Here is a 15,544-nt window from a genome sequence, read left to right on the forward strand (position 1 = left end):
AAAAACTAAAACCTAAATAAATTTGGAAACCATACTTACTATTGAAAACCTAAGCAAAAGATACGGCCGTATTCAGGCACTCAAAAATGTATCTTTCAGCATACAAAAAGGCCATGTTTACGGAATACTGGGCCCAAACGGAAGCGGAAAATCAACCACACTGGGAATTGTTCTCAATGTAGTCAATAAAACATCCGGCGATTACAAATGGTTTGACGGTAACGTACAAACCCATGAGGCTCTAAAAAAAGTAGGTGCCATTATCGAACGCCCGAACTTTTACCCGTATATGACGGCCGAAGAAAACCTGAAATTAGTCTGTAAAATTAAAAGCATCGATTATTCTAAAATCCAGGAAAAACTGGAGCTTGTGGGATTATTAGAAAGGAAAAATTCCAAATTCAGTACCTTTTCATTGGGAATGAAACAGCGTCTAGCCATAGCATCAGCACTTTTAAACGATCCTGAAATATTAATTCTCGATGAACCCACAAACGGACTGGATCCGCAGGGAATTCACCAGATCAGGGATATTATCAAAGAAATTGCCTCACACGGAACCACCATTCTTCTGGCTTCTCATTTACTCGATGAAGTTGAAAAAGTTTGCAGCCATGTCGTCGTTTTACGAAAAGGAGAAGTTTTATATTCGGGTTCTGTAGACGGTATGTCGTCTAATGAAGGATACTTCGAAATTTCTTCTGATGATAATACCCTGCTAAAATCAGTATTAAGTGAACATCCGGCTGTTCGCGAATGTAAAGACGAAGAAGGAAAAGTTCTGGTATATCTGAAAACAGATTTAGCCGCCGCAGAACTAAACCGCTTTTTATTTTCCAGAAACATTGTTCTAAACCATTTATTAAAACGTAAAACCAGTCTGGAAGCCCAGTTTTTAGAATTAACCCGAAACGCCAATCCAAAAATCTAACGAAATCATGAACCGACTTATCTCTATAGAATTGCAGAAAATCTGGAAAAATAAAGCCAGCCGAATTCTGACCATTACCTATTTTGTATTGCTTTCCTTTATTGCCCTTATAGCGTCTATTAAATTTGATCTGGGTGTTTTTAAATTCCATCTGGCCGAAATAGGAATTTTTAATTTTCCGTTTATCTGGCATTTCAATACTTATATTGCGGCACTGCTTAAATTTTTTCTGGCAATTGTCATTGTTTCCATGATGGCCAATGAATACAGTTACGGGACTTTAAAACAAAATCTGATTGATGGTTTAAGTAAAAAAGAATTCGTTTTATCTAAATTTTTAACGGTTGTGCTTTTTGCTTTATGTTCTACTCTTTTCATTTTTGTAATGAGTCTTCTTCTGGGTTTAAGTTTTTCATCTTATACAGAACTGGATGTAATTGTTATGGATCTGGATTATTTGCTGGCCTTTTTTGTAAAACTTATGGGATTCTTTTCGTTCTGTTTGTTCCTTGGAATTTTAGTTAAACGTTCTGCTTTTGCCTTGGGTTTTTTACTGGTCTGGAGTATCCTGGAAGGTATCGCAAAAGCTTTTTTGGTATTCAAAGTTTTTCCTGACAGCAAAACTGGTGATACCATTATACAATTTTTTCCATTAGAAGCCATGTCTAATCTAATTATTGAGCCTTTTACCCGTTTATCAGTTATACGAAATATCGGAAATCAGATAGGGGTTCAGAATACTAAAGATTACGATGTACACTATTTGTCTATTTTCATTGTTTTGGTCTGGACATTTTTATTCATATACTTTTCTTACAAACTATTAAAAAATCGGGATTTATAGTATATTTGTTATACTATGAATCAGACAAAAGTTTTTTTAATCCTCCTCCTTTCAGGCTTTTCATTTTTTAAAATGGAGGCTCAGGTTATTAGTATCGACGATCAGAAAACACCACAGCAGCTCATAGAAGATATTTTAGTTAATAGTTCATGCGCTGCTGCTTCCAATTCAACCGGAACGGGAGACACTTTTAGACCAGGCAGGCAAAGCTTTGCCTATTTTAACCGAAACGGAAGTAATTTTCCTTTTGAAGAAGGTATTGTTCTCGCTTCTTCAACGGCTCAGAGCGCCATTGGGCCTTTTGTTAGTCAGCTTACCAGCAGTGACAGTCAAAACTGGCGGGGCGACAGCGATCTGGACCAGATCTTAGGCATTCGTTCTGTCAATGCAACAGTACTTGAATTTGATTTTACAGCTTCGGCCAATGCACTGAGTTTTGATTATATTTTTGCTTCCAATGAATACCAGTATGACTATCCCTGTCATTATTCAGACGGGTTTGCTTTTTTAATCAAAGAAGCCGGAACCGCTGATCCCTATAAAAATCTGGCGGTTTTACCCAATACCACGGCACCGGTCTCTTCTATTAACATTCGTCCTAAAATTGACCCGGGAACCAGACCCGGCGGTATTACTTATCCAGGATGCGACGCTTCCAACACGGTATATTTTAACGGAATAAATTCCAATACAAGTGCCGTAAACTATGCCGGACAAACGGTAGTAATGACTGCCCGCACAGATGTAACCGCAGGAAAAACCTATCATGTAAAACTGGTAATCGCAGACGATCAGAACACACACCTGGAATCGGCTATATTTTTGGATGCCGGAAGTTTTGCTTCCAAAATCCTTTTGGGTGAAGACCGTACGGCGGCCACAGACAATCCTGCCTGTTTTGGGGAAAAAATTGACCTTGACACAAATCTTGATCCTGCCGCTTATACTTTTAAATGGTTTAAAAAAGAAGATCCTTCGGTTATTCTGGGTACAAATTCTATTTATCAGGTTCTAAATTCCGGAAATTACAGGGTTGAAGCCACTCTTACAGGCACAACCTGTATATTATCGGGCGAAATAAAAATCGAATATGCTCCGGAGATCCTTTCTACTAACAGCACTTTGGTACAATGTGATGACAATACGGACGGGTTCACTATTTTTAACTTAAACAAAGCCAATAACATCGTAAAAAACAATAACACTTTTATTGTGAATGAAGGCTATTATGAAACAAGAGCCAATGCCCAAAATAAAACCAATAAGATTGCAGATCCTGAACATTATACCAATAAATCAGCAGATCAGATTGTATACAGCCGTCTGGAAAATGGATTTGGCTGTTATAAAATTGCCGAAGTAACATTGCAGATCGCAAACACCTCCATTACAAATCCGGCTCCTGTAAATACTTGTGATGAAGATGAAAATCAGGATGGTTTTTCCCAGTTCAACCTTGAAGAGGTAACGCTACAGTTACTTTCAGGACTTCCTGCCGGACTGATTGTTACTTATTACAATACTGCCACTGATGCTGTAACCGAAACTAATCAGCTCCCTAATCTTTTCAATAATACAACAGCGTACAGCCAAACTATTTACGGAAGAATCGTAAATGGTCCTGATTGTTATGACATTGTTCCTGTTGAACTGGTTGTACATACTTTTGACCCTCCTAATTTTGAAGACGAAACCACGTATTTATGCCTCAATGATGAAATTACTTTAACTGTTGCTGCCGGTTTCAGTGATTATCAATGGAGCAACGGAGATACGACTAACACTACATTAATTACAACTCCGGGCGATTATTCGGTAACAGTAAAAGATGCAAACGGATGTGACAAAACAAAAAACTTTAAAGTCCTTTTATCCGAACCTGCTGTAATAACAAATGCTCTTATTAAAGACTTTTCCGGAAATGACAATTCTGTTTTACTGCAGTATACCGGTTCCGGCAATTATGAATTTTCATTAGACGGCCGGACATTTCAGGACGAGCCTTTATTTACCAGAGTCGCCACCGGAATGTATAATGCAATAGCCAAGGATAAAAATGAGTGCGGTTTTTCGAATACGTTTTTGGTATATGTATTAGATTACCCCAGATTTTTCACTCCAAACGGAGACGGCCATACTGATTTATGGACCATTCAGGACACGAGCGGCCAGCTCCCTAATTATACCGTGAGTATTTTTGACCGCTATGGAAAACTCTTAAAACAAATGACTCAAAACAGCCCGGGCTGGAACGGAATTTTTAACGGCCAGCAGCTGCCTTCTGATGATTACTGGTTTACGTTGATTTTTGCAGACGGTAAAAATGTAAAAGGACACTTTAGTTTAAAAAGATAAAAAAAAGATATAAAGTATATCCTCAGCTACTATATCTTTTGATCTGTTTGTGTCTCATCCGAATTTCTTTTTTTACATTTAACCTACTCATTAAAACAATCAAACTTAATAATCATGGTAAAATTTTTCATTGCAGCCTTACTGTCTTTCAGCAGTTTAGGCTTTACGCAAAACTCGAATCTCACTATAAACGTTTCACATTTAAAAGACAACACGGGAGTATTAATAGCCGAAATATACAATTCTAAAGAAAACTATCTAAAAAAAGCTTACAAAACGGGTTCATCTGTTATAAAATCAAACACTGCTTCGGTTACTTTTACAGGACTTCCAACAGGAGAATACACGGTTTTAGTATATCATGATAAAAACAGTAATGGTAAACTGGACAAGTATTTCATAGGAATGCCTAAAGAAGCGGTAGCCTGCTCTAATAACGCAAAAGGATTTATGGGACCTCCTAAATATGAAGATGCCAAATTCTCTATTACTTCTCCTGATTCTAAAATAAGTATCAAAATGAACGATTCTCATTAAGAGTAAAAGTATAAACAACTTATTAAGCTGTATTCAGAATAATAATGCTTTCAAAACAAATACAGCAAAACCAGTCTTAATCAAAAAAAAGAATCCCAAACTCCAGTCCCGAGACTTCGGGGGAATTTGGGATTTTTTATATTGAAATTTAAAATGTATTAGATTTTAAATCTTTTTCTATCTGTTTCGCTTAAGTAGATTTTTCTTAAACGTAAAGATTTTGGAGTAACTTCAACGTATTCATCTTTTTGAATGTACTCTAAAGCTTCTTCTAATGAGAATTTGATAGCCGGAATAATTCTGGCTTTATCATCAGCTCCTGAAGAACGTACGTTAGAAAGTTTTTTCGTTTTAGTAACGTTAACCGTCATATCGTCGCTGCGAGTATTTTCTCCAATAACTTGTCCTTCGTAGATATCCTCGTTAGGATCAACGAAGAATTTACCACGATCCTGTAATTTATCGATAGAGTAAGGAATAGCTTTTCCGTTTTCCATAGAAATTAACGAACCATTGTTACGTCCAGGAATTTCTCCTTTGTATGGTTCGTATCCAATAAAACGGTGTGCCATGATAGCCTCACCAGCAGTAGCTGTAAGCAATTGATTTCTTAATCCGATAATTCCACGGGATGGAATGTTGAATTTAATGATCATACGCTCCCCTTTACCTTCCATAGAAAGCATTTCTCCTTTACGGATCGTTACGAATTCAACCGCTCTACCTGAAAGATTTTCTGGTAAATCAATCGTTAATTCTTCAATTGGCTCACATTTAACACCATCAACTTCTTTGATGATAACTTGCGGCTGACCAATTTGAAGCTCGTACCCTTCTCTTCTCATGGTTTCGATAAGAACAGATAAGTGCAATACACCACGACCAAAAACCATGAATTTATCAGCAGAATCTGTTTCTCCCACTTTCATCGCCAAGTTTTTCTCCAGCTCTTTTGTTAATCTTTCACGGATATGACGAGAAGTAACGAATTTACCTTCTTTACCAAAGAAAGGAGAATCGTTAATGGTAAACAACATAGACATTGTTGGCTCATCAATCGCAATAGTTTGTAAAGCTTCCGGATTTTCGAAGTCAGCAATAGTATCACCAATTTCGAAACCTTCAATACCTACAACAGCACAAATATCTCCTGCAACAACTTCTTCCACTTTTCTACGGCCTAAACCTTCAAAAGTGTGTAATTCTTTAATTCTGGATTTAATGATTTTACCATCTCTTTTTACTAAAGAAATTGGCATCCCTTCTTTCAAAGTACCTCTTTCAAGACGTCCGATAGCGATACGGCCTGTAAAAGAAGAGAAATCCAAAGATGTAATCAACATTTGAGGAGTTCCTTCAGAAACTTTAGGAGCCGGAACGTTAGCAATAACCATGTCTAATAAAGGCTCGATGTTTTCTGTTTGGTTTTTCCAGTCATCAGACATCCAGTTGTTTTTAGCAGAACCATAAACAGCCGGGAAATCTAACTGCTCTTCAGTAGCACCTAATTCAAACATTAAGTCAAAAACTTTTTCGTGAACTTCTTCAGGAGTACAGTTTTCTTTATCCACCTTATTAATAACTACACAAGGCTTAAGACCTAAGTCAATCGCTTTTTGTAATACGAAACGCGTTTGCGGCATTGGTCCTTCAAAAGCATCCACTAGTAAACATACACCATCGGCCATGTTCAATACACGTTCTACTTCACCTCCAAAATCGGCGTGGCCAGGAGTGTCGATAATATTGATTTTAGTTCCTTTGTACTGAACTGAAACGTTTTTTGAAGTAATAGTAATACCTCTCTCACGCTCTAAATCGTTATTATCAAGAATTAAATCACCTGTGTTTTCGTTTTCACGAAATAATTGACAGTGATACATAATTTTATCAACCAAAGTGGTCTTACCGTGATCGACGTGGGCAATAATTGCAATATTTCTAATAGATTCCATTTGTGATTTTTAATGGGTGCAAAAGTACACTTTATTTTGTAAAAAAAAATGTTTCTTCCATAGTTTGCGTATATACAATCAATTAGTTCATTATTCCAGCGTTAATTTAGCCTCCAAATTGGACTTTTCTTATTGTTTAGTTATAGTTAATTTAACTATATTTGATTGATGAAAAGTAAAACTCTCAAAATTACTCTCGTTTACGTTATCATATCGCTAATTATGGCTATAGTATGCTATAATTTACTCACCAGCCGCTTTTTTCAACCTCAGTACTCGTATTTATTCTTCCTCAAAGACGTATTATTCATCATCATAAGTGCCGTTATTTTCAGATATATCTTAACAACAAATGAAAGCAAAAATTCTTCTGTTTTTAAAAAATTAAAAAAGACAAACGAAGAAATAAAAGAGTCAAATGAAAAGTATGATATCGTTGCAAAAGCAACCAGCGACACTATCTGGGACTGGAAAATCCAGGAAGATAAAATAAACTGGAATAAGGGAATTGAGGGTGTTTTTGGTTATGACCCACAGGAAGTGGGCAAAACTTCAAAATGGTGGTTTGACAAAATCCATCCTGAAGACAGTATAAGAATGTCTATTAAACTCTACTCTTTTATAGAGCAAAAAACAGAAAAATGGCAGGATCAATACCGTTTTAGATGTGCTGATGGAACCTACAAATATGTTCTTGACCGCGGATTTTTATTAAAAGATGAAAAAGGAAGAGCCATCAGAATGATTGGAGCCATTCAGGACATCACTAAACAAAAAGAAGAAGAACAGCGATTAAAACTTCTGGAAACCGTGATTACACAGTCTAAAGATTCTATTTTAATTACCGAAGCCAATTCTGAAGACCGTAAAATACCCCGAATTGTATATGTAAACCCGGCATTTTCCCAAATGTCAGGATATCAGTCGAATGAAATAATCGGAAAGTCTACCAATATCTTTAAAGGTCCTAACTCCGATTCTGAAGAGTTGAAAAAACTGTTACGGGCTATCAAAAATGAAGAAGAATGTGTCATTGAAACCATTACGTATACCAAAACAAAAGAGGAATACTGGGTTCGCTTTGCCATGATTCCCATTTTTAATAACGAAGGTGTCATTACCCACTGGATTTCGATTCAAAGAGACATTACTGACGAAAAGAAACTGGAAACCGAAAAAGAACATTTAATCAGGGAACTGACGCAGAACAATAAAGATTTAAAACAATTCTCCTATATAACCTCACACAATCTTCGTGCTCCGTTATCCAATTTAATCGGACTTTTAAATCTTATTGAGGATATTCCAATTGAAAACGAAGAACTCGAAGAAATTCTGACCGGTTTTACTAAATCTACCCATTTACTAAACGAAACGATCAATGACCTTGTAAAGGTTATCATTATTAAGGACAACCCTTCGATGCAGAAAGAAGAGGTTTCACTGAAAGAAGTTTTTGAAAATGTTTTCAGCCAGCTGTCTTTTCAAATAGAACTGCACAAACCTATAATCAAACTAAAATTTGATAAAGTTCCGCTTTTAAACACAAACAAAGCTTATATTGAAAGTATTTTACTTAATTTACTGACTAATTCTATTAAATACAAATCAGAAGACAGAAAATTAAAAATATCAATTACAGCTGAACAAGTAGACAATCTGGCAGTGCTTACGTTTAAAGACAACGGTATTGGAATTGATCTGGAAAGGAATAAAGATAAAGTTTTCGGACTCTATCAACGATTTCACAATTACCCGGACAGCAAAGGACTAGGTTTGTATCTTGTAAAATCTCAGGTAGAGACCATGGGAGGAACTATCAGTATTGAAAGTGAAGTTAACAAAGGCACCACATTTACCATAACATTTAAAAATTAACCTATATGCTTGAGCAGATTTTATGCATTGACGACGATCCTATTACCTTAATGTTATGCAAGAAAGTAATTTCAAAATCTTCATTTGCCCATGAAATCATTACCGCTCAAAACGGCGAAGAGGCATTACAGCATTTCAATACTTTAAAATACACCAACAGCAAAAACAAGGACAACAAAAAGCCGGAACTTATTTTTCTTGACCTGAACATGCCGATTATGGGCGGATGGGAATTTTTAGATCATTTTACATCTGAAGATTACGCCGAATTTAACACTGCCAAAGTCATTGTATTGTCTTCAACAATTGATCCTGAAGATTTAGCTAAAGCCAAAAAATATCCTATAATAATTGATTTCCTGTCCAAACCAATCACACAGGCAATGCTGGAATATCTTAAAAAGAAAATAGGAATAATTTAGAAAAAATTAAATTCCAAATTTTAAATTCCACTGACACACAGCTGCAGGTGCTTAATCACCTGTATTTACTATTTTTTAAAATTTGGAGTTTGAATGGAGTTTGGGATTTGGAGTTTGGAATTTGGGATTTGGAATTTGGGATTTGGAATTTGGGATTTGGAATTTGGGATTTGGAATTTTAACCTATGAGTATAAACAAAAAAAAATCCTCTTAAAGAGGACTTTTATATATCTACAAATTGTACTTACTACAATTTAGCAACATGTTTAGTTAATTTAGACTTCAGGTTAGAAGCTTTATTATCATGAATGATGTTCTTTTTAGCTAATTTATCAATCATAGAGATTACAGTAGATAATTTAGCAGCAGCATCAGATTTATCAGTAGCTAATCTTAATGCTTTGATAGCATTACGAGTAGTTTTATGCTGATATCTGTTAAGAACTCTTCTCTTTTCGTTACTTCTGATTCTTTTTAATGCTGACTTATGATTTGCCATTTTCTTTTAATTTTAGATGTAATAATTATTATAAATACTAGTTAAAAAAGAAAAACCTCCCACAATTGCAAAACAATCACTTTGGTTTTAACTAATAAAATAAAAACCGAGACACCAATTTTTATTTTACAAAACTTATTTACAACTAATTTTGTAGTCCGTAGGGGAATCGAACCCCTGTTACCAGGATGAAAACCTGGCGTCCTAACCCCTAGACGAACGGACCTGATTCTCCTAAGTTGGAAACTTTCAATATGTAATATAACTTGTAGTCCGTGGGGGAATCGAACCCCCCTTACCAGGATGAAAACCTGGCGTCCTAACCGATAGACGAACGGACCGTGCTTCTCTAATGCGGATGCAAAGATACATCTATTTTTTAGCTGCACAATAGCAGATGCTATTTTTTTTATCTTTTTTTAATAAGCCTTAGCAAAAAGCACTCTTTTAGAAGATGGATTCCCAGTAAACACACAGGTTCCCGCCTCTTCAACAGCATCTAAAGGTATGCAGCGAATCGTTGCTTTTGTCAAATCTTTTATCTTTTCTTCGGTTTCAGCAGTTCCGTCCCAATGAGCAGAAATAAATCCTCCTTTACCTTCTAAAACTTCCTTAAACTCCTCAAAGTTATTCACTTCTGTAATATGCGTATTACGATAAGTCAAAGCTCTGTCAAATAAATCCTTTTGAATCTGCTCCAAAAGATCATTGATATGATTAACAATATTTTCGCTTGCAACAACTTCTTTTGTCAAATTATCACGTCTGGCCACCTCAAAAGTTCCGTTTTCTAAATCCTTTGGACCAACTGCAATTCGAACAGGAACTCCTTTTAATTCCCATTCTGCAAATTTAAATCCTGGTTTCTGAGTAGTCCTGTCGTCATACTTCACCGAAATTTTCAGTTTTCGCAGTTTCGCAGTCAGTTCATTAACCGCAGCCGTAATCTCAGCTAATTGTTCTTCTGTTTTATGAATAGGAACGACAACCACCTGAATTGGCGCTAAATTTGGAGGCAGCACCAGCCCCTGATCATCAGAATGCGTCATAATTAAAGCACCCATCAAACGTGTAGACACGCCCCATGAAGTCCCCCAAACATGCTCCTGTTTTCCTTCTGCATTAGCAAACTTCACATCAAATGCTTTAGCAAAGTTCTGACCTAAAAAGTGAGATGTTCCGGCCTGTAACGCTTTTCCATCCTGCATTAACGCTTCAATACAATACGTTTCATCCGCACCCGCAAAACGCTCGCTTTCTGTTTTAAAACCTTTTACAACCGGAATCGCCATGAAATTTTCAGCAAAATCAGCATAGACATTCATCATTTTTTCAGACTCTTCCAAAGCTTCTGCTTTTGTAGCGTGAGCCGTATGTCCTTCCTGCCATAAAAACTCAGCAGTTCTCAAAAACAAGCGCGTACGCATTTCCCAGCGAACCACATTGGCCCATTGATTAATCAACAAAGGTAAATCCCTGTAAGACTGAACCCATCCTTTATAGGTAGACCAGATAATTGCCTCACTTGTTGGACGCACGATAAGTTCTTCTTCTAATTTCGCATTAGGATCCACCATTAGTTTTCCCGGTCTTTCCTCATCGTTTTTTAATCTGTAATGTGTTACAACAGCGCATTCTTTTGCAAATCCTTCTGCATTTTTCTCTTCAGCCTCAAACATGCTCTTAGGAACAAACAAAGGGAAATAGGCATTTTGATGCCCGGTTTCCTTAAACATTCTGTCTAATTCTGCCTGCATTTTTTCCCAAATAGCATAGCCGTATGGTTTGATCACCATACACCCTCTAACTCCTGAATTTTCAGCTAAATCTGCTTTAACAACCAGCTCATTATACCACTTGGAATAGTCTTCTGATCGTGTAGTAAGGTTCTTACTCATATTATATAGTTTGGCACAAATTTTGTTTTAAATAATTTTAACTAAATAGTTTGACAAAACTAACTATTTTTGTAATGTGCAACAATAAAAAACACCACAGATATGAAAACTTATACTACTCTCCGCCAAAACTCAAGTCGTTTTTACTTAATTGGATTACTGAGTTTTCTGCTAGCATCATGTGGTTCTTACCAAAACACCTCTTATTACGACAGTGATGGTGTTTACGGTAATTCTACCAACAGATATGCTCAAACAAACACCACCAGCGCAAATAATCAATATAAAGACTATTTCAGATCATTACAAGATGAAGATCAGCCAACTGAAATTTTCACCGATGTAGATAATTATGGTAATTATTCTGAAAGCGACAGCACACAGACTGCTTCAGCTGCCTATCCTGCGTGGGGAAGCAGCAATTCTGACGTCTCAGTAAACGTTTATACAAACCCAACATGGTCATTAGGCTTTGGATGGGGATATCCTTACTACGGATACGGATGGGGATATGGCGGATACTGGGGAGGTTATTGGGGAGCCGGATGGGGATATCCTGGTTACGCCTGGGGTTATCCGGGATACTGGGGACCTGGATGGGGATATCCGGGATACTGGGGATCCGGTTATTACGGAAACTATTCTTACAGCTACGGCAGAAGAGGTTCTGCTGCTTATTACGGAGGAAGAAATTATGCTTACAACAGAAATTACTCCTACAATAACAGAAACTACATGTCAAACCGAAGCTATTCTTCCAACAGAAACAGCTACACGACAAACAGAAATTACACCAACAGATCAAATGGCTATTCTGACTACAGAAGAAGTTCTTCAATAAATGGCAGAACTTACAATAGTACAAGTCCTACTTTCACCAACAGAAGAAGTTATTCACAGGGTCAAAACAGTACTTATGACTACTCCAGAAGATCATCATCTGGTACCACCACAAACAGAAGCTACAACAACAGCAGCAATAGTGCTCCGTCGAGAACCTACTCTCCAAGCCCTTCTCGTTCTATGAACAGCGGCGGAGGAAGCATGAGATCCTCTGGCGGCGGCGGAGGTGGTGGAAGATCTTACGGCGGCGGTGGCGGAAGAAGGTAACATTTTCCTTCTTTTGTTAATCTAATATTACATTAAATACTTACCAAATGAAAAAAATATATTTCCTATTTATCACAGGACTAACTATCAGCATGTCTTATTCTCAGGATATTTCTGACGCTGTACGTTATGCACAGGACAACATTACCGGAACAGCCCGTTTCAGAGCGATGGGTGGTGCTTTTGGAGCAGTAGGAGGAGATTTATCAGCCATCACAGTCAATCCCGCCGGATCTGCCGTCTTCAACAACAATCAGGTCGGCATTACGTTGAGCAATCAGGATATCTCTAATCAGTCACAATATTTAAACGGCGGCAGCACCAGCAAAAACGACAACTCTTTTATTCTGAACCAGGCAGGAGGTATTTTTGTTTTTAAAGACCGCAATCCTAATAACGGATGGAACAAAATTGCTATTGGAGCAAGTTACGAAAACACTAATAACTTTAACAGCAATACTTTTTCTACAGGAAGAAATCCAAACAACTCTATAGGCAATTATTTTCTGGCTTATGCAGACGGAGTTCCGCTGGGCGACATCGCACAGATTCCGTATCGCGATCAGTTCTATTATGAGCAGCAGGCAGCTTTTGGTTATTTCGGAAAAGTTATATTACCTGTAAATCCTAATGACAGCGAAAACACGCAATACATTACAAATGTCCCTTCAGGAGCAGGTTATTATCAGGAAAACGAAGTTTACGCCAGAGGATACAACAGCAAAATAAGCTTCAATATAGCTACCTCATACAAAGATCGTATTTATCTGGGAGCTAACTTAAATGTGCATGTTACAGACTACCGAAGATCAAGCAGTTTTTACGAATTCAACAATGCTCCACTTACCGGAGAAGAAACTATTTCTGATATAAGATTCAACAACGAATTGTATACCTATGGGAACGGCTTCTCTTTTCAATTAGGAGCAATTGCCAAAGTAACCGAAGCTTTCAGACTTGGATTAGCTTACGAATCCAATACATGGTACGAACTTTACGACGAACTTTCACAAAGTTTATACACCACAACAGAAGCCACAGGAGGAGTACTTAATCATTACGACAACAATCCTAACATCATCAATGCATATGATCGTTATACCTTACAAACTCCGGGAAAATTCACCTTTAGTGCCGCTTATGTTTTTGGAAAATCGGGTTTACTAAGTATCGATTATGCTATAAAAGATTACGGGAATACAAAATTTAAACCAACCAGCGACCCTGATTTCAGAGAAACCAACAGCACCATAAGCAATCAGTTGACCAGTAATGGTGAATTACGGGTTGGAGCAGAATACAAAATAAAAAGACTGAGCTTAAGAGGCGGTTACCGATTTGAAGGCAGCCCTTATAAAAACGGAACTACAATTGGAGACTTAACCAGTTATTCAGGAGGTCTTGGGTACAGTTTTGGCTCTACTAAATTAGACTTAGCTTATTCTTATCTGGAAAGAAAATCAAATCAGCCTTTCTTCAACAGAGGTTTTACAGACGGAGCCAATATAAATTCAAGTCTAAATAATGTTTCATTGACCGTATTATTCGAATTGTAATTAAATCTAAATAGATGAATGAAAATTTCCGTCAGGTGTTATCTGGCGGATTTTTTTTAGCCCTGATGGAAGCGGTATCCTTTTTCCCGCTTCTTTAGCGGGAAAAAGATACAAGCGCACAGCAGGATCAGCTTCATAAAAAACATCTAAAAGAACCCGAAACTAATGGTGTTTGAATAAAAAAGTGTAATTTTGCACTCCAATTTATAAAAGTATGAGAACCAAGTCTTTAAAAAAGAACAAAATTAATGTAATCACTCTTGGGTGTTCAAAAAATGTATATGACAGTGAAGTGCTTATGGGACAGCTTCGTGCAAACGGTAAAGAAGTTACCCATGAAGCCAAAGCAAAAGACGAAGGAAACATTATTGTAATAAACACTTGTGGCTTTATTGATAATGCCAAAGCAGAATCAGTAAACATGATATTGGAATATGCTGATAAAAAAGATAAAGGTTTAGTTGATAAAGTTTTTGTTACCGGATGTTTGTCTGAACGTTACAGACCGGATTTAGAAAAAGAAATTCCGAATGTAGACCAGTATTTTGGAACCACTGAATTACCACAACTCTTAAAAGCTTTAGGAGCCGATTATAAACACGAATTATTAGGAGAAAGATTAACGACAACTCCTAAAAATTACGCTTATTTAAAAATTGCAGAGGGCTGCGACAGACCGTGCAGTTTTTGCGCCATTCCGTTAATGAGAGGTTCTCACGTTTCACAGCCAATTGAAAAATTGGTTAAAGAAGCAGAAGGTCTTGCCAAAAACGGTGTTAAAGAACTAATCCTGATCGCTCAGGACTTAACCTATTACGGATTAGACCTGTACAAAAAAAGGAATCTTGGAGAATTGCTGGAAGCTTTAGTAAAAGTAGAAGGTATTGAATGGATCCGCCTGCATTATGCATTCCCTACAGGTTTCCCGATGGACGTACTGGAAATCATGAAACGCGAACCTAAAATCTGTAATTATATCGACATTCCGTTACAGCACATTTCAGATTCGATCTTAAAATCGATGCGCCGCGGTACAACTCAGGCTAAAACAACACAGCTTTTGAAAGATTTCCGTGCAGCAGTTCCGGGAATGGCTATCAGAACCACTTTAATTGTTGGATATCCGGGAGAAACTCAGGAAGATTTTGAAATTTTAAAAGATTTTGTTCAGGAAATGAAATTCGACCGAATGGGATGTTTTGCTTATTCGCACGAAGAAAACACTCATGCTTATTTACTGGAAGACGATGTACCGGATGATGTAAAACAAGCCAGAGCTAATGAAATCATGGAATTACAATCTCAAATCTCCTGGGATCTGAATCAGGAAAAAGTTGGGAAAGTATTTAAATGTATTATTGACCGAAAAGAAGGTGCACATTTTGTAGGCAGAACGGAGTTTGACAGCCCGGATGTTGACAACGAAGTATTAATTGACGCTTCTAAACATTATGTAAAAACCGGTGAATTTGTTAATATCAAGATAATTGAAGCAACAGAATTTGATTTATACGGAGAACCTGCTTAAATTTACCGTAATCAATTGTTAACTAAGACA

General features: G+C 37.0%; 12 protein-coding genes and 2 tRNA genes. 9 read left to right on the forward strand and 5 right to left on the reverse strand.

The genetic code is table 11. From position 1 onward, the window contains the following. Nucleotides 1-22: 22 nt before the first annotated feature. From ACODST_RS18060 to ACODST_RS18075, 4 genes are all read left to right on the forward strand, one after another. Nucleotides 23-931, forward strand: coding sequence for an ABC transporter ATP-binding protein (locus ACODST_RS18060; RefSeq protein ID WP_488933498.1), 909 nt, complete (start codon nucleotides 23-25; stop codon nucleotides 929-931). Nucleotides 932-938: 7 nt separating this feature from the next. Beyond that, nucleotides 939-1,775, forward strand: a complete 837-nt coding sequence (locus tag ACODST_RS18065; RefSeq protein WP_488933499.1) for an ABC transporter permease — start codon at nucleotides 939-941, stop codon at nucleotides 1,773-1,775. Nucleotides 1,776-1,847: 72 nt separating this feature from the next. Further along, the gene (locus ACODST_RS18070) at nucleotides 1,848-4,130 is read left to right on the forward strand and encodes a T9SS type B sorting domain-containing protein (RefSeq protein ID WP_488933500.1); all 2,283 of its coding nucleotides are present in this window, start codon (nucleotides 1,848-1,850) and stop codon (nucleotides 4,128-4,130) included. A 114-nt stretch (nucleotides 4,131-4,244) separates the two neighbouring features. Continuing rightward, nucleotides 4,245-4,667, forward strand: coding sequence for a DUF2141 domain-containing protein (locus ACODST_RS18075; RefSeq protein WP_488933501.1), 423 nt, complete (start codon nucleotides 4,245-4,247; stop codon nucleotides 4,665-4,667). Nucleotides 4,668-4,825: 158 nt separating this feature from the next. Here the strand turns inward: ACODST_RS18075 and typA are convergent, their stop codons facing one another. After that, nucleotides 4,826-6,622 carry a translational GTPase TypA gene (gene typA, locus ACODST_RS18080; protein ID WP_488933502.1) on the reverse strand — a complete coding sequence of 599 codons (1,797 nt, stop codon included), beginning with the start codon at nucleotides 6,620-6,622 and terminating at the stop codon, nucleotides 4,826-4,828. Nucleotides 6,623-6,844: 222 nt separating this feature from the next. On the opposite strand from typA, the gene ACODST_RS18085 reads away from it, so the two are divergent. Both ACODST_RS18085 and ACODST_RS18090 read left to right on the forward strand, forming a co-directional pair. Next, nucleotides 6,845-8,500: a PAS domain-containing sensor histidine kinase gene (locus ACODST_RS18085; protein ID WP_488933503.1), complete on the forward strand. Its 1,656-nt coding sequence runs from the start codon at nucleotides 6,845-6,847 to the stop codon at nucleotides 8,498-8,500. 5 nt (nucleotides 8,501-8,505) lie between these two features. Then, nucleotides 8,506-8,922: a response regulator gene (locus ACODST_RS18090; protein WP_488933504.1), complete on the forward strand. Its 417-nt coding sequence runs from the start codon at nucleotides 8,506-8,508 to the stop codon at nucleotides 8,920-8,922. A gap of 248 nt (nucleotides 8,923-9,170) precedes the next feature. On the opposite strand, the gene rpsT is transcribed toward ACODST_RS18090, so the two are convergent. From rpsT to proS, 4 genes are all read right to left on the reverse strand, one after another. Continuing rightward, on the reverse strand, nucleotides 9,171-9,422 hold the full coding sequence (gene rpsT / locus ACODST_RS18095) for a 30S ribosomal protein S20 (RefSeq protein ID WP_012026903.1): 252 nt from the start codon (nucleotides 9,420-9,422) through the stop codon (nucleotides 9,171-9,173). A gap of 154 nt (nucleotides 9,423-9,576) precedes the next feature. Beyond that, nucleotides 9,577-9,648: transfer RNA gene (locus ACODST_RS18100), tRNA-Glu, on the reverse strand. A gap of 43 nt (nucleotides 9,649-9,691) precedes the next feature. Beyond that, nucleotides 9,692-9,763: transfer RNA gene (locus ACODST_RS18105), tRNA-Glu, on the reverse strand. Between the two features lie 78 nt (nucleotides 9,764-9,841). Then, a complete protein-coding gene (gene proS / locus ACODST_RS18110; protein WP_488933505.1) occupies nucleotides 9,842-11,320 on the reverse strand; it encodes a proline--tRNA ligase in 1,479 nt (492 codons plus the stop codon). 102 nt (nucleotides 11,321-11,422) lie between these two features. On the opposite strand from proS, the gene ACODST_RS18115 reads away from it, so the two are divergent. From ACODST_RS18115 to rimO, 3 genes are all read left to right on the forward strand, one after another. Then, nucleotides 11,423-12,430: a hypothetical protein gene (locus ACODST_RS18115; protein WP_488933506.1), complete on the forward strand. Its 1,008-nt coding sequence runs from the start codon at nucleotides 11,423-11,425 to the stop codon at nucleotides 12,428-12,430. A 47-nt stretch (nucleotides 12,431-12,477) separates the two neighbouring features. Continuing rightward, entirely contained in the window at nucleotides 12,478-13,986 is a 1,509-nt protein-coding gene (locus ACODST_RS18120) for an OmpP1/FadL family transporter (protein ID WP_488933507.1), read from the forward strand. A gap of 214 nt (nucleotides 13,987-14,200) precedes the next feature. Then, nucleotides 14,201-15,514: a 30S ribosomal protein S12 methylthiotransferase RimO gene (rimO, locus tag ACODST_RS18125; RefSeq protein WP_488933508.1), complete on the forward strand. Its 1,314-nt coding sequence runs from the start codon at nucleotides 14,201-14,203 to the stop codon at nucleotides 15,512-15,514. Nucleotides 15,515-15,544: the final 30 nt, after the last annotated feature.

It is taken from the genome of Flavobacterium sp. FG19, from assembly GCF_057809475.1.